Below are 19,431 nucleotides of genomic sequence, written 5' to 3'. Positions count from 1 at the left end.
CCGCATGAACGCGACTGTCCAGCCCGCGGCGCCGGCCGCAACGACCGCGATCCGCACGCCGTGGCGCGAATTCTGGCGCAAGTTCCGCAAGCAGACCATTGCGCTCATTGCGGGCGGCTTCGTGCTGGCGCTCGTCGTGCTCGCGTTCGTCGGCCCGCACATCGTGCCGTTCGATCCGGAAAACTATTTCGACTACGACGCGCTGAACGCGGGGCCGTCGGCCGTGCACTGGTTCGGCGTCGATTCGCTCGGCCGCGACATCTTCAGCCGGATCGTCGCGGGCACGCGCATCTCACTCGCGGCCGGCTTCTTCTCGGTGGCGCTCGGCGCGGTGATCGGCACGTTCTTCGGGCTGCTCGCCGGCTATTACGAAGGCTGGTGGGACCGCATCACGATGCGCGTCGCCGACGTGCTGTTCGCGTTCCCGGGCATCCTGCTCGCGATCGGCGTGGTCGCGATCCTCGGCAACGGGATGGTCAACGTGATCTGCGCGGTCGCGATCTTCAGCATCCCGGCGTTCGCGCGGCTCGTGCGCGGCAACACGCTGATGCTCAAGCACATGACCTACGTCGAGGCCGCGCGCAGCATCGGCGCGTCCGACTGGACGATCATCATGCGGCACATCCTGCCGGGCACCGTGTCGTCGGTCGTCGTCTACTTCACGATGCGGATCGGCACGTCGATCATCACCGCCGCGAGCTTGTCGTTCCTCGGGCTCGGCGCGCAGCCGCCGACGCCGGAGTGGGGCGCGATGCTCAACGAGGCGCGCGCGGACATGGTGACGGCGCCGCACATCGCGGTGTTCCCGAGCCTCGCGATCTTCCTGACCGTGCTCGCGTTCAACCTGCTCGGCGACGGGCTGCGCGACGCGCTCGACCCGAAGCTGGAGCGCCGTTGATGCAGGCTGCGCCGATGTGGACCGCGACGCTGCCGGCCGGGCCGCGCGGCACGATCGCCGACGTGCCGGGCGTGATGGTCGGTCATTGCACGCTCGACACCGGCAGCGTGCAGACGGGCGTGACCGTCGTGAAGCCGCATCCGGGCGACGTGTACCGCAGCAAGGTGCCGGCGGGGGCGGCCGTGATCAACGGTTTCGGCAAGAGCGTCGGGCTCGTGCAGGTCGACGAACTCGGCACGCTCGATACGCCGATCGCGCTGACCAATACGTTCGGCGTCGGCGCGGTCGCAGAGGCGCAGATCCGCGCGGCGATCGCCGCGAATCCGCGGATCGGCCGCGACTGGCCGACCGTCAATCCGCTCGTGTTCGAGTGCAACGACGGGTACCTGAACGACATCCAGGCGTTCGCGGTCACCGCCGCGCATTACGACGACGCGTGCCGCGCGGCGTCGCGCGACGTCGCACGCGGCGCGGTGGGCGCCGGGCGCGGGATGTCGTGCTTCGACTTGAAAGGCGGGATCGGTTCCGCGTCGCGCGTCGCCGTCGCGGCCGGCCGCCCCTATACGGTCGGCGCGCTCGTGCTCGCGAATTTCGGCCGGCTGCCGATGCTGACGCTCGGCGGCGTACCGCTCGGCCGCGTCGTCGCGCAACGGCGCGCGGCCGACGCCGCGTACGCGGCGCCGCCCGAGCAGGGCTCGATCATCCTGTTGCTGGCGACCGACGCGCCGCTCGACGCGCGGCAGTTGTCGCGGCTCGCGCGCCGCGCGGCGGCGGGGCTGGCCCGCACCGGTTCCGTGTACGGGCATGGCAGCGGCGACATCGCGCTCGCGTTCTCGACCGCCTACACGATCGCGCCTGACGCATCGACGATCGCGCTGCCGGCCCTCGTGGCCGATGCGGCGCTCGATCCGCTGTTCATGGCCGCGGCCGAAAGCGTCGAGCACGCGATCGCCGACGCGTTGCTGCAAGCGGTAACGGTCGCCGGGCGCGACGGCCACGTGCGGCCATCGCTGCGCGACGCGGTGCCCGATCTCGACCGGTGGTTCAACGAATACAACGAAGGACGTTCGACCCTGTCATGAAGATCCTGATCTCGACCGACATCGAGGGCGTCGCCGGCGTATTCGCGACCGAGCAGACGCGCGCCGGCAATCCGGAATACGAGCGCGCGCGCCGCTGGATGACCGCCGAGGCGAACGCGGCGATCGAAGGCGCGTTCGCGGGCGGCGCGCAGGCCGTCTGGGTCAACGATTCGCATGGCGGCTTCCGCAACCTGCTGCCCGACGGGCTCGATGCGCGGGCGCGCGTCGTGCTCGGCAAGCCGCGTACGCTCGGGATGATGACGGGCGTCGAACAGCAGCCCGATCTCGTGTTCATGATCGGCTATCACGCGAAATCGCAGACGCGCGGCGTGCTCGCGCACACGATCAACAGCTTTGCGTTCACGCAGGTGTGGCTGAACGGCGTCGAGCTCGGCGAAGCCGGGCTGTACGGCGCGCTGGCGCGCGAATACGGCGCGCATGTCGCGCTCGCGACCGGCGACGACGTATTCGCCGAGGAAACGCAGCCGCTGTTTCCGGACGCGCGTTTCGAGACGGTCAAGACGGCCGGCGGCGCATCGAGCGGCGAGACGCTGACGCCGTCGGCGTCGTGCGCGCGGATCGCGACCGCCGCGCGGGAAACGGTCGCGCATGCGCTGTCGTCCGGCGTGCGCGCAGGCGCGCATCTGCCCGCGCCGGCCGCTTGCACGCTGCGCGTGCAGACGGTCGCGCTCGCCGACCTGTTCTGCGTGCTGCCGTCGCTCGAGCGCGTCGATGCGGTGACGCTGCGCTTCGACGGGCCGTCGGTCGAGCACGTGGTGCGCACGCTGAACAGCCTGTCGGCAATGTCGTTCATGCTCCGGTGATGCGTGCCGCGACGCCGCCGCCGGTGCGCGGCCGGTCAGCCGGTCGCGACGGTGCCAACCGTCGCGGCGAGCAGGAATGCTTCCATTGCCGCAACCGGCGAGAACGGCGTCTCGTTCATCGGATGGGTGTTGGCCGCGAGGTCGCGCAACGGTGGAGCGAGTCGTGGATCGTTCGAAGGCGACCGCCTTCGATATCGGGTCATTGATGATGGAATTCGGGCCGTGAGAAATACGCAGCTAGATCCCTACGAACACATTCCCCGGAGCGTGGTCGTGACCGCCAACGACTATGCGGGGGGCACGACGTTTCCGGATCACGCGCACGTGCGCGGACAATTCGCGTTCGCGTCGCGCGGCACGATCAGCGTGTCGACGCCGCACGGCCGCTGGCTGGTGCCGCCGCAGCGCGCGTGCTGGGTGCCGGCCGGCGTGCGGCACGAAATGACGATGACCGGGCCGGTCACGATGCTCAACGCGTTCGTGGCCGCGGACGCCGCGCAGGCGGCCGGGCTGCCCGCGCAGTGCGGCGTGTATGGCGTGTCGCCGCTGCTGCGGCAACTGCTCGACGATGCGGTCGACCTGCCGGCGATGTACGACGTCGACGGCCGCGCGGGCAAGCTGATGGATCTGCTGGTCGCCGAAATCGCGACGATGCCGCGCCTGTCGCTGCATGCGCCGCTGCCGGCCGACGCGCGGCTGGCGAAGGTGTGCCGGCACCTGTTCGCGGCGCCGTCGATCGCGGCCGATCTCGACCGGGTCGCGGCCGACGCGGGCGTGAGCCGGCGCACGTTCACGCGGCAGTTCCGCGCGCAGACGGGCGTGAGTTTTGCCGCGTGGCGCCAGCAGGTGTGCATGCTCGCGGCGATTGCCCGCCTGACCGACGGGCAGCCGGTGACGCGCGTCGCGCTCGATCTCGGCTATGCGAGCGCGAGTGCGTTCACGTCGGCGTTTCGCCGCATTCTGGGCGACACGCCGAGCCGGTATCTGGAGAGTCGCCGCTAGGCGGTGCCTGCCGCCAAAAAATACGCGTCCGCCAACTTCGGCCAGACGCGTTCAAAGGCACTCCGTGTGAAAAAATGCGCGACCGGCCTGTCGGGCAGCGTCGCGCATCGTCCATATCATTGTTGCTTCGTCCGATTCAATCCTGCCAGCTCGTTGCGGATAACGAAGCATACGCTGCATAACGCGCAAACGATATCGTGTCGATCCCACGATTCATGTGCTGTCGCAGCATGCGTTCCGATTGCGCATGCGATATCGGAGCGGAAAACCGATGAGGACGGGCATCCGCGGCTCCCCCGGTCACGATGCGCCGCACCATCGAATGCGGGCGACGGAGTCCCCCAAACGCCGCGTGGCGCGATGCCCATCGGTATCGCGCCACGCGGCGGTGCGGTTGCAGGCGAAGCCGACGTGCGCCGGCGCACGCGTCAAACGTCGAAGAACACGGTTTCGTCCGGCCCCTGCATGCGGATGTCGAAGCGATAGACGACCGGCCGGCCCGGCTGCGCGTCGCGTTTCGCGACGAGCGTCGCGCGGCGCTCGGCGGGCACCGCATTCAGCACGGGGTCGGTCGCGTTCGCGGCGGCCTCGTCGTCGAAGTACACACGCGTGAACGCATGGGTGAGGATCCCGCGCATCATCACGGTCACGTTGATGTGCGGCGCGTCGTCGGCGGCGACGCGGCCCGGCTTCACCGTCTCGACGACGAAGCGCTGCTGCGGATCGGTGCCCGTGCCGACGCGCGCGAAACCCGTGAAGCCGGATTTCGCGATGTCGTCGCGCGACGCGGGATAGCGGCCCGCGCCGTCCACCTGCGTGAATTCCAGCACCGCGTCGCCGACGACGTTGCCGTCGCCGTCGAACACCTGCCCGACCAGCAGCACATGCTCGCCTTCGGCGTGCGCGGCGGCAATCGTCGGCGTGAACAGGCTTTTCAGGTCGTAGTCGTATTGCTGCGGGCACAGGCCGTACGCGAAGTACGGGCCGACCGTCTGCGAAGGGGTTTGCTTCAGCGTCGTCATGGTTCAGCGCTCCATCGGGGTGGCGTCGCGGCCGCGCAGCACGATGTCGAATTCGTAGCCGAGCGCATAGCCTTCTTCGGTGATGTCCATCGAGAAGCGCGAGATCAGGCGATCGCGCGCGGCCTCGGGCGTGCCCTGGAAGATCGGGTCGTACGCGAGCAGCGGATCGCCGGGGAAGTACATCTGCGTGACGAGACGCGAGCCGAAGTAATCGCCGAACAGCGAGAAGTGGATGTGATTCGGACGCCACGCGTTCGGATGGTTGCCCCACGGATACGCGCCGGGCTTGATCGTCAGGAAGCGGTAGCGGCCTTCGTCGTCGGTCAGGCAGCGGCCGGCACCGAGGAAGTTCGGGTCGAGCGGTGCGTCGTGCTGGTCGACCTTGTGCACGTAGCGGCCGGCCGCGTTGGCCTGCCACACCTCGACGAGCGTGTTGCGCACGGGCTTGCCGCCTTCGTCGAGCACGCGGCCGGTGACGACCATCCGCTCGCCGAGCGGCTCGCCGTTCTTCACGGCGTTCTTCGTCAGGTCATGGTCGAGCGCGCCGAGATCTTCCGCGCCGTAGACGGGCGCGTACTGGTCGCGCAGCTTCTCCTTCAGCGGGATCAGCGGGCGGGTCGGGCCGCGCTTGACGGACGAACGGTACTCGGGGTGAACATAGGCCGGATGCGACGGCCAGTCGCGCGGCGTGAGGATCGTGGGGGAATCCATCGGGCGTCTCCTGTCAGTTTTTCGCGAAGTGGATGGCACGACTTTAGCCAATCCGGAAAGTTATGCAAAATGACCTTTTTTCGCGAATCGCATAACCGTTCGTTATGTTCGTCCTGACAATGAAAATTCCGCCGGACAGGCAACCTGTCCGGCGGAAAAAGCGATCGGGCTTCGCGTCGTCGGTGACGACCCCGTGCACGGCCCTCCAGCCAGCCCGTCGCTGTTTTTTGTCTTTCGTTCTCGTTGTTATCCGGTCTCCCCGAACGTGCCCGTCGTCATGGATGGCGGGGATCGAAGACGATCCCGTCGAATTCGAGCACCAGCGTGCCGCTGCGCAGCAGGGCCGACGGTGTCGACGCGTGGCCGGCGCCGAGCACGTCGGTCACGTACTGCGCGCAGAAGCTGCGCCGCGCCCGCAGGTTCAAGCGACTGCCGAGCAGCGCATCGATTCGCTGTTCGGCCAGCGCATGGACGTGACGCTGCGCGTCGGCCGACGCTGCCGCGACGCGGCGCGCCAGTGCGATGCGTCCGCCGTCGGTACGGGCGACGAAGCGCGACAGCGGCGTGAGCTTCGTCCACGCAAACGCGGTGGACTCGGCGATCAGCGGTTCGTCGCCCGACGTATCGACGACGATGCCGAAGCGATTGGCCCAGGTGTCGACCGCGCCAGCCGCGGCATCCGATGCACCGGCCGGTACGCGGATGAACACCAGATCGCCGACATGTGCGCCGGCGGCCAGCGTGCGCACGGTCGCGAGCGGCATCGTGCGATCGGTGTCGCGTGCATCGCGCGGGGCGGCGTGGTGCGGTTCGCAGAGGGCAGTGTCGATTCGGGTCGTCATTTCGGCTCCGTCGTTGCGTGACAGGACGGAGCGGATTATGCAGACAAGTAACCAAAAGTGCTGATGTGGATGCGCAAGTAGCCTAATATCCGACCTCGAGCATCATTTTTCGATACCGCCATGACCGAGACCGCCCAACTCATCGAAACGCTGAAGCGCCAGCTGAAGGCGCAGGGAATGACTTACCGGGACGTCGCGCGTGCGCTGGACGTGTCCGAGACGAGCGTGAAGCGGCTGTTCGCGAGCGGCCGCTTCACGCTGGAGCGTGTCGCGGAGATCGCCCAGCTGCTCGGCTATACGCTCGCCGAGCTCGTGCAGGAAGCGTCGGCGTCCGCGCCGCGCTTGCGCGTGCTGACCGAGCAGCAGGAGGCGTTGCTGGTGTCGGACGAGAAACTGCTGCTGGTCGCCGTCTGCGCGATCAACTACTGGACCGTGCAGGACATCGTGTCGGCCTATCGGCTCACGCAGGCCGAGTGCGTGAAATATCTGCTGATGCTCGACCGGATGAACGTGATCGCGCTGCTGCCCGGCGACCGGATTCGCGTGCGCGTCGCGCGCGATTTCGACTGGCTGCCGGGCGGGCCGATTCGCCGCTACTTCCATGCGCACGTGCTCGACGACTTTCTCGGCAGCCGCTTCGACGGCCCGGGCGAGACGATGACGTTCCTGCAGGGGATGCTGACCGATGCGGCCGCCGCGGAGCTCGAACAGGAACTGCGGCGGCTCGCCAGCAAGGCGGCGGCGCTGCATGCGGAGTCGTCGTCCGCGCCGCTGGGGCAGAAGCACGGTACGGCCCTGCTGATCGCGAAACGGATCTGGGAGCCGACGGGATTCCACGCGCTGCGGCGCCATGCGTGATGCCGCGCCGAATGCTTGGGCCTTTCCGGAAAGTTATGCAAAATGGCGATTCATCATCATTCGCATAACCACCCGTTATGAATAACCGTATCGCCGACGGCCGTGTCAAATTCCGGCACCTGCAGTGTTTTCTCGCGGTCGCGCAGCTGGGCGGCGTGCAGAAGGCGGCCGAAAGCCTGTCGATCACGCAACCGGCCGTGTCGAAGACGATCGCCGAACTGGAGGCGATCCTCGGCGTGAAGCTGTTCGAGCGCGGCCGGCACGGCGCGCAGCCGACCCGCGAAGCGCAGCTGTTCATGCCGCACGCGAACGCGTGCGTGCTGGCGCTGCGGCAGGGCGTCGGGCTGCTGGCGCGCGAGGGCGGGGCCGCCGCCGCGACGCTGGAAATCGGCATGCTGCCGACCGTCGCGGCCTCGCTCGCGCCGGCCTTGATGAAGGCACTGACCGCACGCTGGCCGCGCATCGTCGTACGGATCGCGACGGCCGCGAACGCCGAGTTGCTCGAGCGTCTGAAATCCGGCGCGATCGAGTGCGCGATCGGTCGGCTGTCGGAGCCCGAGCGGATGATCGGGCTCGCGTTCGAGCAGTTGTACAACGAGCCGCTCGTCGCGGTCGTGCGCGCCGGGCACCCGCTGCTCGCGAGCGCGGCGCCGGCCGCCGAGCTGGCGCGCTATCCGGTCGTGCTGCCGCCGTTCGGCACGCTGATCCGCCAGTCGGCCGAGCAACTGCTCGGCGCATGCGGCGCGCCGCCGCTGGATTCGTTCATCGAGGTGCTGTCGGTATCGGTCGCGCGCGCCTTGGCGCTCGAGAATGACGCGGTCTGGTTCGTGCCGCTCTATGCGGCCGAATACGATCTGTCGGCTGGCGCGCTGGCGCGCCTGCCGCTGCCGTCGGCGGGCACCGACGAGCCGGTCGGGCTCGTGCTGCGTACCGATGCGCAACCGTCGCCGGTCGCGCGGACGCTGATCGACGCGGTGCGCGACATCGCGCGATCGCGGTTCGGCGATGCGCACCCGCACCGGGCGCCGCGTGCGGCGCGCAAGCCCGGTCGCGGCAAGCGTTGATTCATCGGGCCGGGCGACGCGCCGGGCCCGATCTCCTTTCTTGCTGCAGGGATCCGCCATTCGGCCAGTAGCCGTCATAGGGGTGCTTGGCATATCGTACCGTTTTTGATACGATTGGCGGCAAGACGATGACGAGACAGCAGATTCAGGCCACGCTCGGCGTGCGGTTCTTTCGCTCGGCCCGCGGCAACGAGCCGGTGCGCGAATGGCTCAACGCGCTCGGGCAAGTGGATCGAAGGGCGATCGGCGAAGAGATCAAGACCGTTCAACTCGGCTGGCCGCTCGGCATGCCGCTGGTCCGCAAGATGGCGAAGGATCTGTGGGAGATCCGCGTGGCGGTGCCGGGGCGCAGCGCACGCGTGCTGTTCACGGTCGTCGGCGACACGATGGTGCTGTTGCACGGCTTCTTCAAGCAGTCGCAGGCCACACCGTCGGACGATCTCGACGTCACCGTCGCGCGCCTGAAAACGCTGATGCGCGCCATCTGAATTCCCCGGTTGCGCCGGAATACACCGTCTCCGACGGTCGGGCAGCCGGCAACGCCATGCACTGGAGTACGACATGACGACCACGAACAATCCGCATATCGGCAGCGATTTCGATGCCTTTCTCGAAGCGGACGGCAATCTCGAAGCGGCCACCGCCACCGCGATCAAGCGCGTGATCGCGTGGCAGATCGGGCAGGAAATGAAGGCGCAGCACATCACGAAAACCGCGATGGCCGCGCGGATGAAAACCAGCCGCGCCGCACTCAACCGTCTGCTCGACGAAACCGACACGAGCCTCACGCTGGCGACGCTCGCGAGCGCGGCCGCCGCGCTCGGCAAACGGCTCAGCTTCGAGCTGGTGCCGGCCTGACCGGCGCGAACGAACGGCGCACGGGCGGCTCGACGTGATGGTTCGCGCGCCGGGCGGGGCGAGCGGGCCGGCGTCGGCCCGCGGGCGCATGCCGGGTCATTTGCGCGGGCCGGCGACCTGCAGATAAAGCAGTGCGCCGCCCGCGAGCAGTAGCGGGAACAGGAAATACCAGCCGGTCGTCATGAACAGTCCGGCCACCGCAATCAGCGAAATCCACGCGCAGCGATACGCGATGCCGCCACGCGGCAACAGTTTCAGCGCGGCCGCCGCGCCGAGCCCATACACCATCACGAAACATCCGGACGTCACAAGCACGAGCGGCTTCGGCCCGACGTCCGACAGCGCCGTGGCGGCCAGTGCGACGGCCGCGAGCACGGCGATCACGCCGAGGCTGCGGCGCGGCACGCCGCCCACCTGGCTGCCTTGCGCGAGCCACGCAGGCAACGCGCCGTCGCGTCCGAGCGCCGCGCCGAGCTTGGCCGCGCCCGCGAAATACGCGTTCATCGTGCCGAGCGTGAGCAGCAGCGCGGCGGCCGCCGCCAGCACTTGCGCATGGCCGCCGATGCCGCCCGCGATCAGTTCGGCGAGCGGCGCGCCCGATGCGCCTGCGGAAGGCCCGAGCACCGTCACGCTCGCGGCGGCGACCGACAGATACAGGAACCCGACGACCACGACCGCGATGCCGGCCGAACGCGGCATGTCGTGCGCGGGCCGGCGGAATTCGGCGGCGAGATGGGTGATCGCTTCCCAGCCGGCGAAGCTCCACACGAGCAGCGCGGCGGCCTGGCCGACGGCGAGCCAGCCATGCGGGGCGAATGGATGCAGGTTCGCGGTGCGCGCATGCGGCGCGGACGCAAGCACCGCGGCGAGCAGCAGCGTGACGAGCAGCGCCGACAACACCAGTTGCATGCGGCCCGACACGGTGACGCCGAATGCATTTGCGGCCGACACGGTCGCGATCAGCGCGGCGGCGGTGACGATGACCGTCGTGTGTCCGCCGCCCGTAACGGCCGCGACGTATGCACCGCCGAACATCGCGGCCGCCGGTGCGCCGGCAGGCACCGCGAAATAGAAGCACCAGCCGACGATGGCGGCAGCCTTCGGGCCGAATGCACGCCGCGCGTAGGTCGACACACCGCCCGCATCGGGATAGCGGGCGCCGAGTGCGGCGAAGGTGGCCGCGAGCGGCCCGGACAGCACGACGAGCGCCGCCCATGCGAGCAGCGAGGCCGGCCCCGCGACTTCGGCGGCGAGCGCGGGCAGCGCGATCACGCCGGTGCCGAGCACCGCGCCGATATAAAGCGCGGCGCCCTGGAAAATGGTCAGCGAACCCGCGTGATGAGCAGCGGGCGAATCGGCATGCGAAGGCATGAGCGGCAGTCTCCGGGAGTCTTGTTTTGTGTGGACGACGCGCGAAAGCCCGCGCGGTCGATCACCGATGCTACCCGAACGATGGCGCTCGCGCGGCCCGGCGATGAGTAGTCTCGTGCCGCGACCGTGTCAGCCGATGTCAGCAGGAACGCGCGAGCCGCAGGCGCGCGTCCTCGCGCGCGGCAGGCGACAGGTCGGGCGCGTAATGGAACGTGCCCGATACCAGCGAGGCGACGGGCACGCCGTCGCGGAACAGCACGCGATTGCCGGCCAGCGCCGGCACCTTGTCGCCGGGCAACAGCGTGCCGGCGAGATTCAGCGGATCGGCGCCCGTCACGCATAGGTATTGTCCGTCGCCCGGTTGCCGTCGGAGTTCGCGCAGGATCGGGATGGCCTCGGGCAGCGCGAACTGCTCGCCCGCGAGCCCGGCGACGAAGCGACCGCCGCGAATCTCGCCGCGTGCTTCGAGGCGCTGCAGCACGCGCACGAGTTCGCGCCAGCTGGGCAGCCAGTCGGCTTCGCGTTCGAGCAGCCGCCAGAACACGACGCCGTAGCGGCGCAGCAGCGTCCACACGATATGTTCGAGCGCGTCGGGATCGGTCGTGGCGAGGTTGCGTTTCGGTGCAGGCGTGTCGTCATCCGGCGGTGCCTGACGCTGTACGAGCGCCCAGCGGCCGGCGTCGTCCATCCCGCCGATCAGCGCGCCGCCGCGGCGCGTGCGTGGCGCATACGTCGCGCTGCGCTTGACGGCCGGCTTCAGCAGCGCGCGCAGGCCCGCGTAGCTGTCCGCATTCACGAGGCCGGCCGACACGAGTTCGCCGAGCGCCTGTTCGAGTTCGACGGGCAGCATGTGCAGGTCGTCAAGCAGCGCATCGAAGAACATCGCGCCGTGCGCGGCGAGTGCGTCGCGCACTTGCGTGGCGCGTGCGGACAGCGCCGGTTGCGCATCGGGGTCCCGCAGCGCCTGCCACGCGGAAAGATGACGGCGTGGCAGCAGCACGATTGGCGTCGTCTTCACGGGCGTGCCGGCCGCGCGCGCCGGCGCGCCGATGCGGGTCCACACGAGCTTGCCCGAGCGGCACAACTCGTCGAGGCCGCCCGCCGTGTAGTCGGTGAGCCGCGCGGGCAGCAGCGCGTCTTCCCACGCGCTTGCCGCGGCCTCGTAGCCTTCGAGCTGTTCGACAACGGCTGCCAGCGCGTCGCGGCCGGTGCCGCGCGTGTCGGGCGTCAGGTGCTGCCAGTGGAACAGGAAGCGCATGAAATCGGCGCGTTCGACCGGCTCGATCTCACGACGCAGCCGCTTCACCGTATAGCGATGAATGCGCGCGAGCAGATGGCGTTCGCACCATTCGTCGATCGTCGCGCCCGGCGTGAAGCGGCCGCGCATCACGTAGCCTTCGCGCTCCAGCGCCGCGAGCGCCGTCGCCACCGACGCGGGCGGCAGCCCGAGCGGCGCGGCGATCGCATCGAGCGTCAACGGCCCGAAGCCGGTGAGCCGCGCGCGGATCACGTCGACGAGCGCCGCATCGGCTTCCCACGGCTGCACGCATGCGGCCGGCACCTTGAGCGCTGGTGTCGCACGGGCGTCCGCATGCAGCGCGCGCAGGCAGACGAGCCGCTCGACCGGCACCCACAGCGCGGCGCCGCACGGCGTGGCGAGTTTCGTCGCGCGGCGGCGTTCCGCGAGTTCCGCCAATCGCTCGGGCCAGCCTGCGTGCGCGTGCGCCTCGCTGTCGGCGACGCACGCGAGCGTGAGCAGCGCATCATGCATTTCGTCGGCGTCGCGCACGAGCGGCCACGCTTCGTCACGCACCGCGTCGATTGCGTCGGCGTCGAGCGCACCGAGATCGTCGGCCGATTCGGGATCGCTCCAGCGGCGCGACTGCACGGCCTGCGTGCGGCGTTCCTCGAGCGGCGCATCGTCGAGGAATGCGTAGGGCTTCGCGTTCAGGATCTCGGCCGCGAGCGGAGACGGCGCGGGCAAGTCGCGCGCGACGAGCTCGATCGCGCCGCTTTCGATCCGGCGCAGCAGCGCGAGCCAGCCGTCGGTGTCCATCGCGTCGTGCAGGCAGTCGTCGAGCGTCTGGTCGACGAGCGGATGATGCGGAATCTCGCGTTCGCCGACGATGTTCTCGAGGCACGCGACCTGATCGGGGAACACCGTCGCGAGCAGATCGTCGCTCTTCATCCGCTGCAGTTGCGGCGCGGTGCGCCGGCCGCCGGTGAAACGCGGCAGCGCGAGCGCGGTGGTCGCGTTCCAGCGCCAGCGCACGCCGAACATCGGCGCGTCGAGCAGCGCCTGGGTCAGCACGTGCTCGGCGCTGGCCGAACGCAGGTAGCGCCACACTTCGTCGAGCGCGAAGCTGTGCGCGAGCGACAGCGACAGGATGATCGCGTCGTCGGTCGCGGCGGCCTGCAGTTCGAAGTTGAAGTTGCGGCAGAAGCGCTTGCGCAGCGCGAGCCCCCAGGCGCGGTTGATCCGGCTGCCGAACGGCGAATGGATCACGAGCTGCGTGCCGCCCGATTCGTCGAAGAAACGCTCCATCACGAGCGTGTCCTGCGTCGGCAACGCGCCGAGCGCGGCGCGGGTGCGCGCGAGGTAGTCGGCGATCTGGCGCGCGGCGTCGGGCGACAGGTGCAGATCGTCGACGAGCCAGCGCAACGCGGGGGCGAGGCGGCTTTCGGTGGGGGCGAGCGCGGTGCCGCCGGGCGCGTTGTCGGGCGAGGCGGGCTGCGCGTCAGTCTCGGCGGCCGCTTTTCGGCGTTTGCCGCGGGTAGTCGTCTTGCCTGCCTCGGTGACGTTCGCGTGCTTCGCCGCGTCGGTCCGCGCCTGCCGGTCGCCATCGGCGAACAGTCCGTCGAGCCGCGCGCGCAGCCGGCCGACCGCCGCCGACAGCTCGTCGCTGCGCCCGAGCCCCTCGCCGAGCCAGAACGGAATGCTCGGCGATTGACCCTGCGCATCCTCGACACGCACGCGGCCCGTCTCCACACGAATGATCCGGTACGACTGGTTGCCCAACTGGAACACGTCGCCGGCCAGGCTCTCGATCGCGAAATCCTCGTTGACCGTGCCCACCTGGATGCCCTGCGGTTCGAGCAGCACCGCGTAGTCGGCCATGTCGGGGATCGTGCCGCCGGAAGTGGTCGCGGTCATCATCGCGTTGCGGCGGCCGCGCACGGTGCCGCCCACCACGTCGCGATGCAGGTATGCGCCGCGCACGCCGCGCCGGCTCGTGAACCCTTCGGCGAGCATCTTCATCACTTCGTCGAAGCGCTCGCGCGTCAGCCGCGCGTACGGCGCGGCGCGCGTGAAGCTCGCATACAGCGCGTCTTCCTGCCATTCCGTGCACGCGACTTCGGCGACGATCTGCTGCGCGAGCACGTCGAGCGGCGCTTCGGGAATCCGCAGCGCGTCGAGTTCGCCGCGCTGCACGCAGTCGAGCAGCGCCGCGCATTCGACCAGCTCGTCGCGCGACAGCGGAAAGAGCCGCCCCTTCGGCACGCCGCCGACGTGGTGCCCCGAGCGGCCGACGCGTTGCAGGAACGGCGCGATGCCGCGCGGCGAGCCGACCTGGCAGACGAGATCGACGTCGCCGATGTCGATGCCCAGTTCGAGCGACGCGGTCGCGACGAGCAGTTTCAGTTCGCCGCGCTTCAGGCGCTGCTCGGCGTCGAAGCGGTGCTCCTTCGCGAGACTGCCGTGATGCGCGGCGATCGCGTCCTTGCCGAGCCGGTCGGCGAGATGGCGCGCCATGCGCTCGGCGGTGCGGCGCGTGTTGACGAACACCAGCGTCGTGCGGTGCGCGGCCGCGAGCCCCGCGATGCGGTCGTACACCTGTTCCCACACGTCGGTCGCCATCACCGGTTCGAGCGGCACGTTCGGCAGTTCGAGCGCGAGATCGCGCTCGCGTGTGTGGCCCGTGTCGACGATCGCGCAGTCGCGCGGCGCGTCGGCCGGCCCGCCGACCAGGAAGCGCGCGACCGCGTCGATCGGCTTTTGCGTGGCCGACAGCCCGATGCGCGGCAGCGCGCGGCCGACCAGCGCGTCGAGGCGTTCGAGCGACAGCGCGAGATGGCTGCCGCGCTTGGACGACGCAAGCGCATGGATTTCGTCGACGATGACCGAGCGCACGTTCGACAGCATTTGCCGCCCCGACGTGGACGACAGCAGCACGTACAGCGATTCGGGTGTGGTGACGAGGATGTGCGGCGCGCGCTTGCGCAGCGCGGCGCGTTCGGCCTGCGTCGTGTCGCCGGTGCGCACCGCGGTGCGGATCGCGGGCACCGGCAGGCCGAGTTGCGCGAGCGATTCCGCGATGCTGGCGAGCGGCGCGTCGAGGTTCACGTGGATGTCGTTCGACAGCGCCTTCAGCGGCGATACGTAGACGACCAGCGTCGCGTCGGGCAGCGTGCCGTCATGCGCGAGCGCATCGCGCACCAGATCGTCGAGCGCGCACAGGAACGCGGTGAGCGTCTTGCCGGAGCCGGTCGGCGCGGCGACGAGCGTCGAGCGGCCGGCCTTGATGTGCGGCCACGCGAGCGCCTGCGCACCGGTCGGCGCGGCGAACGTGCGGCGGAACCACGCGGCGACGGCCGGGTGGAACACGTCGAGCGCGCGGGCGGCAGGGCGGGTAGCTGTGACGTCCATCGGAGCGTTGAAATAGGGTGCGAGCGGGGGGCGAGCGTGCGGACGGATCGCACGCGAATCGAATTGTCAGTGTGCCAGACGCCGCGCGCGCGTGCCGAGCATGCGTGCCGACGATTCCCATGCAGATGGGGGCCGGCGCCATGCTTTCAATGGACGGAAAGTTGCGTGCCCGCCGGCACGCCGAGCGCGCGCTGAATTGTGTCGAATTGCAACTGGGCCGAGCCCCAAGCCTGAATTTTTCCGAAAAGCGGAACGTGCGTGATGAGCGCGAACCGCTCCTAGACGCGATGCAGCCAGCCGAGCCAGTGTTCCACCAACGGCGCACGCGACCACAGCGACTGCGCGAGCCACAGCGTGCCGCCCCACGCGGCGGCCACGACGATCAGGTCGCAATGCCCGCTGTTCCACAGGTTCAGCGAATGGCGCCGCCAGATCCACGGTACGCCGAGCGGATTGGGCCAGTCGGCGAGCAGGTGCATCACGCCGCCGCAGGCGAAGCCGAACAGCGGCGCGGCCCACAGCGGATGCGGATGATGGGTGAGCCCGTGCCAGCCGAGCGCGAGCAGCGCGACCCAGCCGATACCCCAGTGCGTGAGGGTGCGATGCGTGATCCACAGGCGGCGTTTGCGGCTCCACCAGGCGACTTCGAGCCAGTCGGGCGCGGTGCCGCCCGCGACGCCCGCCGCGAACGCGGCGAGCATGCCCGAATGCCACGGGCCGGTTGCGCCGGTTTGCGCGACGAGGACGGCGGCGGCGACGCCGGCCGCGAAGCCGGACGCGTGATGCGCATTGTGTGATGCCATAGCGAGCGAGACGAGGAAACGTGAAGCGGCGCGTGCACGAAACGATGATGCGGCGCGCAAGCGGGGCGCTATCTTCGCAGATCGGCCTGAGCCGCGCGCGGCGCGTTTGCAGATTTTTTTACGCGCAATGCACGGCATGCCGCGCGATTCGCAACTTTCGGTTTTGTGCATTGCGCGACGGCGCGCGCCGCAGGCGGTGCCGAACGCTCCACGTGTGCGTCGCGGCGCCGCAACGTGACCGGCCGCACACACGCGGCACGCTTTCGTCGCGCGCCGCGTGTTCGACCCTTTTTGTGCCCCTATACTACGAAGCCGGCATATGGCCGTCGGCGCGCCAGCGGCCATCCACGGATCAGGTGCTTGTCGTGCCTGAAGGAGATCCACATGGGGGACATGCAATGACTACGCTGAATCGCTTCAAATCATCCGCCGCCGTGCTGGCGACGGTGGCCGGCATCGGCTTCCTGCCGAACGCGCCCGCCTACGCGAAGGGGCCGCAGCCCGCGGTCCTGACGAGCTCGGCGGTGGCGGTGGCCGACAAGTACAGCGCGGATGCCGCGGAGCGGATCTTCAAGGAAGGCGGCAACGCGATCGACGCAGCCGTCGCGATCGCGTTCACGCTGGCCGTCACGTACCCGGAAGCCGGCAACATCGGCGGCGGCGGCTTCATGACGATCTACAAGGACGGCAAGCCGTACTTCATCGATTACCGCGAGCGCGCGCCGCTCGCCGCGACGAAGGACATGTACCTCGACAAGGACGGCAACGTCGTCAAGGGCATGAGCCTGTACGGCCCGCGCGCGGTCGGCGTGCCGGGCACGGTCGCGGGCATGTGGGAGGCGCAGAAGCGCTTCGGCAAGTTGAAGTGGAAGCAGGTGCTCGCGCCGGCGATCCACTACGCGCGCGACGGCTTCGTCGTCGACGAACAGCTCGCGCAGCGCGGCGTCGACGCATCGAAGGAGTTTGGCGGCAAGACCAACTTCGACAAGTATTTTTCCGGACTGAAGGCCGGCGCGAACTTCAAGCAGCCCGATCTCGCCGACGTGCTGACGCGCATCGCGAACGGCGGCGCGGAGGGCTTCTACAAGGGCAAGACGGCCGAACTGATCGCCGCGTCGATGAAGACCGGCGACGGCAACGGGCTGATCACGACCGAAGATCTCGCGCAGTACCGCGCGGTGTGGCGCCAGCCGGTGCAGGCGAAGTGGAACGGCTATGACGTGATCACCGCGCCGCCGCCGAGCTCCGGCGGCATCGGCCTCGTGCAGTTGCTGAAGATGAAGGCCGACCTCAAGCAGGACTTCGAGGGCGTGAAGCTCAACTCGCCGCAGTACATCCACCTCGTCGCGGAAATCGAAAAGCGCGTGTTCGCCGATCGCGCGCAGTATCTCGGCGATCCCGACTTCTACAAGGTGCCGATCGCGCAGCTGACCGACGACGCGTACATCGCGAAGCGCGCGGCCGAGGTCAACCCGAAGGAGCCGTCGGACACGAAGAGCGTGCAGCCGGGCCTCGGCACGACGATGCCGGAGAAGGCTGAAACGACGCACTTCTCGGTGGTCGACAAGTGGGGCAACGCGGTATCGAACACGTACACGATCAACGGCTATTTCGGCTCGGGTGTGATCGCCGACGGCACGGGCATCGTGCTGAACGACGAGATGGACGACTTCTCCGCGAAGCCGGGCGTCGCAAACATGTTCGGCGTGGTCGGCAGCGACGCGAACGCGATCGAACCGAAGAAGCGCCCGCTGTCGTCGATGTCGCCGACGATCATGACGAAGGACGGCAAGGTGTCGCTGGTGATCGGCACGCCGGGCGGCTCGCGCATCTTCACGTCGATCTTCCAGGTGATCAACAACATCTACGACTTCAAGATGCCGCTGAAGGAAGCGGTCGGTGCGATGCGTTTCCATCACCAGCTGCTGCCGCCGAACACGATCTTCTGGGAGCCGTACCACCCGATCGAAGGCGAACTCGCAAAGCAGATCGAGGCGCGCGGCTATACGCTGAAGGGGCAGGATTTCAGCGGCGACATCCAAGTCATCAAGATCGACGGGAAGACGCCGGAAGCGATGGCCGATCCGCGCGGGCGGGGGGTGACGCGGGTCATTCGTTGACGTTGACGTGAAGCAATGCGTGCGCGGCGACAGCGGCCGCGCGCGCCGTTCGGCAGCCGGTGTTTCGACCCGGCTGCCGATTTTTTTCAGCCGGTCGTTCGGATGAAGCCCGCGATCCGCGCGGCAATGGCTTCGGGCGGATCCTCGAGGCAGCCGTGCCCGATGCCGGTCCGCTCATTTCGCTTCCGACGGGCTTGGCCGCCCGTTTTCATGAATTTGACGCGCGACGCTGGGATAATGGGCGAGTTTGGCTGCGTCAATGATGGAAGGAGGCCCCATGGGCGACAACGATACCCGCACCGAGACCGACAACCGCACCGATACGGACCCGATGGAAGCGCGCCAGCGCCGTTTCGAGGAGGATCTCGTCGACGCCTACGACGAAGAGCTCGAGATGGAGCTCGACGACCGCCGCTTCGACGACGGCGAGGACCTGCTGTTCTCGCCCGAGCGTCGCGAGGCGCGCAAGGAATATTTCCGCGAGCTGTTCCGGCTGCAAGGCGAGCTCGTGAAGCTGCAGGACTGGGTCGTGAATACCGGACACCGGCTCGTCGTCATTTTCGAGGGGCGCGACGCGGCCGGCAAGGGCGGTGCGATCAAGCGCATCACGCAGCGCCTGAACCCGCGCGTGTGCCGGGTTGCCGCGCTGCCGGCGCCGAACAACCGCGAGCGCACGCAATGGTACTTCCAGCGCTATGTCGCGCATTTGCCGGCCGGCGGCGAGATCGTGCTGTTCGACCGCAGCTGGTACAACCGTGCGGGCGTCGAGCGCGTGATGAATTTCTGTACCGACGACGAGTACGAGGAATTTTTCCGGTCGGTGCCCGAGTTCGAGAAGATGCTCGTGCGTAGCGGGATCCAGATCGTCAAGTACTGGTTCTCGATCACCGACCACGAGCAGGAGCTGCGCTTCCAGAGCCGGATCGCGGATCCGCTGAAGCAGTGGAAGCTGAGCCCGATGGACCTCGAAAGCCGCCGCCGCTGGGAGGCTTATACGGCCGCGAAGGAAGAGATGCTGCAGCGCACGCATATTCCCGAGGCGCCGTGGTGGGTCGTGCAGGCCGTCGACAAGAAGCGCGCACGGCTGAACTGCATTCACCATCTGCTGGGCCAGGTGCCGTATCACGAGGTGCCGCGCCCGACGATCGATCTGCCGCAGCGCGAGCATCACGAGGATTACATTCGCCGGCCGGTGCCGGACAACATGATCGTGCCGGACGTTTATTGAGCGATTCGCCCGGTCGATCGCAATGCGACGAAGCGCGCCGCGGTATGCGGCGCGTTTTTTTTGAGGTCTGGCGGAGGGTGGGCGGTTCGAATGCATGCAG

General features: G+C 68.7%; 16 protein-coding genes. 10 read left to right on the top strand and 6 right to left on the bottom strand.

The window, feature by feature from the left end:
- Positions 1-4 precede the first annotated feature (4 nt).
- The 4 genes from gsiD (at position 5) to JYG37_RS16975 (ending at position 3,806) form a co-directional block, all read left to right on the top strand.
- Positions 5-898 carry a glutathione ABC transporter permease GsiD gene (gene gsiD / locus JYG37_RS16990; protein ID WP_050010827.1) on the top strand — a complete coding sequence of 298 codons (894 nt, stop codon included), beginning with the start codon at positions 5-7 and terminating at the stop codon, positions 896-898.
- The gene (locus JYG37_RS16985) at positions 898-1,980 is read left to right on the top strand and encodes a DmpA family aminopeptidase (RefSeq protein ID WP_209925388.1); all 1,083 of its coding nucleotides are present in this window, start codon (positions 898-900) and stop codon (positions 1,978-1,980) included. Before gsiD ends, JYG37_RS16985 begins: the two co-directional genes overlap by 1 nt.
- Positions 1,977-2,804, top strand: coding sequence for a M55 family metallopeptidase (locus JYG37_RS16980; protein WP_213345633.1), 828 nt, complete (start codon positions 1,977-1,979; stop codon positions 2,802-2,804). The genes JYG37_RS16985 and JYG37_RS16980 overlap by 4 nt, the downstream gene beginning before the upstream one ends.
- A gap of 222 nt (positions 2,805-3,026) precedes the next feature.
- Positions 3,027-3,806 (top strand): AraC family transcriptional regulator, encoded by a 780-nt coding sequence (locus JYG37_RS16975; protein WP_050010830.1) that lies wholly within the window; start codon positions 3,027-3,029, stop codon positions 3,804-3,806.
- Positions 3,807-4,234: 428 nt separating this feature from the next.
- Here JYG37_RS16975 and pcaG read toward each other — a convergent pair whose 3' ends face one another.
- The 3 genes from pcaG to JYG37_RS16960 all read right to left on the bottom strand — a co-directional run bounded on the left by pcaG (position 4,235) and on the right by JYG37_RS16960 (position 6,381).
- The gene (gene pcaG, locus JYG37_RS16970) at positions 4,235-4,828 is read right to left on the bottom strand and encodes a protocatechuate 3,4-dioxygenase subunit alpha (RefSeq protein ID WP_050010832.1); all 594 of its coding nucleotides are present in this window, start codon (positions 4,826-4,828) and stop codon (positions 4,235-4,237) included.
- Between the two features lie 3 nt (positions 4,829-4,831).
- Positions 4,832-5,539: a protocatechuate 3,4-dioxygenase subunit beta gene (gene pcaH / locus JYG37_RS16965; RefSeq protein WP_006489685.1), complete on the bottom strand. Its 708-nt coding sequence runs from the start codon at positions 5,537-5,539 to the stop codon at positions 4,832-4,834.
- 275 nt (positions 5,540-5,814) lie between these two features.
- Positions 5,815-6,381 carry a YiiX/YebB-like N1pC/P60 family cysteine hydrolase gene (locus tag JYG37_RS16960; protein WP_050010835.1) on the bottom strand — a complete coding sequence of 189 codons (567 nt, stop codon included), beginning with the start codon at positions 6,379-6,381 and terminating at the stop codon, positions 5,815-5,817.
- Positions 6,382-6,501: 120 nt separating this feature from the next.
- Here JYG37_RS16960 and JYG37_RS16955 point away from each other — a divergent pair, with 120 nt between their 5' ends.
- The 4 genes from JYG37_RS16955 to JYG37_RS16940 all read left to right on the top strand — a co-directional run bounded on the left by JYG37_RS16955 (position 6,502) and on the right by JYG37_RS16940 (position 9,161).
- Complete coding sequence (locus JYG37_RS16955; protein ID WP_050010837.1) at positions 6,502-7,239, top strand: helix-turn-helix domain-containing protein; 738 nt, start codon at positions 6,502-6,504, stop codon at positions 7,237-7,239.
- Between the two features lie 77 nt (positions 7,240-7,316).
- Complete coding sequence (gene pcaQ / locus JYG37_RS16950; RefSeq protein ID WP_050010839.1) at positions 7,317-8,303, top strand: pca operon transcription factor PcaQ; 987 nt, start codon at positions 7,317-7,319, stop codon at positions 8,301-8,303.
- Between the two features lie 128 nt (positions 8,304-8,431).
- The gene (locus JYG37_RS16945) at positions 8,432-8,791 is read left to right on the top strand and encodes a type II toxin-antitoxin system RelE/ParE family toxin (RefSeq protein WP_050010840.1); all 360 of its coding nucleotides are present in this window, start codon (positions 8,432-8,434) and stop codon (positions 8,789-8,791) included.
- 73 nt (positions 8,792-8,864) lie between these two features.
- Complete coding sequence (locus JYG37_RS16940) at positions 8,865-9,161, top strand: XRE family transcriptional regulator (RefSeq protein ID WP_012338300.1); 297 nt, start codon at positions 8,865-8,867, stop codon at positions 9,159-9,161.
- 96 nt (positions 9,162-9,257) lie between these two features.
- Here the strand turns inward: JYG37_RS16940 and JYG37_RS16935 are convergent, their stop codons facing one another.
- From JYG37_RS16935 to JYG37_RS16925, 3 genes are all read right to left on the bottom strand, one after another.
- Positions 9,258-10,532: an APC family permease gene (locus JYG37_RS16935; RefSeq protein ID WP_050010842.1), complete on the bottom strand. Its 1,275-nt coding sequence runs from the start codon at positions 10,530-10,532 to the stop codon at positions 9,258-9,260.
- A 139-nt stretch (positions 10,533-10,671) separates the two neighbouring features.
- Entirely contained in the window at positions 10,672-15,180 is a 4,509-nt protein-coding gene (locus JYG37_RS16930) for an Lhr family helicase (protein WP_124630315.1), read from the bottom strand.
- 278 nt (positions 15,181-15,458) lie between these two features.
- Entirely contained in the window at positions 15,459-15,983 is a 525-nt protein-coding gene (locus tag JYG37_RS16925) for a metal-dependent hydrolase (protein ID WP_089489288.1), read from the bottom strand.
- Positions 15,984-16,381: 398 nt separating this feature from the next.
- On the opposite strand from JYG37_RS16925, the gene ggt reads away from it, so the two are divergent.
- Together ggt and ppk2 are read left to right on the top strand one after the other, a co-directional pair.
- Positions 16,382-18,103 carry a gamma-glutamyltransferase gene (ggt, locus tag JYG37_RS16920; RefSeq protein ID WP_050010847.1) on the top strand — a complete coding sequence of 574 codons (1,722 nt, stop codon included), beginning with the start codon at positions 16,382-16,384 and terminating at the stop codon, positions 18,101-18,103.
- Between the two features lie 277 nt (positions 18,104-18,380).
- Entirely contained in the window at positions 18,381-19,331 is a 951-nt protein-coding gene (gene ppk2, locus JYG37_RS16915) for a polyphosphate kinase 2 (protein WP_050010849.1), read from the top strand.
- Positions 19,332-19,431: the final 100 nt, after the last annotated feature.

The organism is Burkholderia sp. LAS2, from assembly GCF_018417615.1.
GTDB classification, from domain to species: domain Bacteria; phylum Pseudomonadota; class Gammaproteobacteria; order Burkholderiales; family Burkholderiaceae; genus Burkholderia; species Burkholderia sola.
Note: the sequence above shows the minus strand (reverse complement) of the source record. Positions and strands in the feature narration are given on the sequence as shown.

Excerpts from the sequence above, each read along its gene's own strand:
- ppk2 (WP_050010849.1), top strand. The coding sequence starts at position 18,381 with ATGGGCGACAACGATACCCGCACCGAGACCGACAACCGCACCGATACG.
- JYG37_RS16925 (WP_089489288.1), bottom strand. The coding sequence starts at position 15,983 with ATGGCATCACACAATGCGCATCACGCGTCCGGCTTCGCGGCCGGCGTC.
- JYG37_RS16930 (WP_124630315.1), bottom strand. The coding sequence starts at position 15,180 with ATGGACGTCACAGCTACCCGCCCTGCCGCCCGCGCGCTCGACGTGTTC.
- JYG37_RS16955 (WP_050010837.1), top strand. The coding sequence starts at position 6,502 with ATGACCGAGACCGCCCAACTCATCGAAACGCTGAAGCGCCAGCTGAAG.
- JYG37_RS16960 (WP_050010835.1), bottom strand. The coding sequence starts at position 6,381 with ATGACGACCCGAATCGACACTGCCCTCTGCGAACCGCACCACGCCGCC.
- pcaQ (WP_050010839.1), top strand. The coding sequence starts at position 7,317 with ATGAATAACCGTATCGCCGACGGCCGTGTCAAATTCCGGCACCTGCAG.
- JYG37_RS16985 (WP_209925388.1), top strand. The coding sequence starts at position 898 with ATGCAGGCTGCGCCGATGTGGACCGCGACGCTGCCGGCCGGGCCGCGC.
- pcaG (WP_050010832.1), bottom strand. The coding sequence starts at position 4,828 with ATGACGACGCTGAAGCAAACCCCTTCGCAGACGGTCGGCCCGTACTTC.
- gsiD (WP_050010827.1), top strand. The coding sequence starts at position 5 with ATGAACGCGACTGTCCAGCCCGCGGCGCCGGCCGCAACGACCGCGATC.
- JYG37_RS16980 (WP_213345633.1), top strand. The coding sequence starts at position 1,977 with ATGAAGATCCTGATCTCGACCGACATCGAGGGCGTCGCCGGCGTATTC.
- JYG37_RS16940 (WP_012338300.1), top strand. The coding sequence starts at position 8,865 with ATGACGACCACGAACAATCCGCATATCGGCAGCGATTTCGATGCCTTT.
- ggt (WP_050010847.1), top strand. The coding sequence starts at position 16,382 with ATGACTACGCTGAATCGCTTCAAATCATCCGCCGCCGTGCTGGCGACG.
- JYG37_RS16935 (WP_050010842.1), bottom strand. The coding sequence starts at position 10,532 with ATGCCTTCGCATGCCGATTCGCCCGCTGCTCATCACGCGGGTTCGCTG.
- pcaH (WP_006489685.1), bottom strand. The coding sequence starts at position 5,539 with ATGGATTCCCCCACGATCCTCACGCCGCGCGACTGGCCGTCGCATCCG.
- JYG37_RS16945 (WP_050010840.1), top strand. The coding sequence starts at position 8,432 with ATGACGAGACAGCAGATTCAGGCCACGCTCGGCGTGCGGTTCTTTCGC.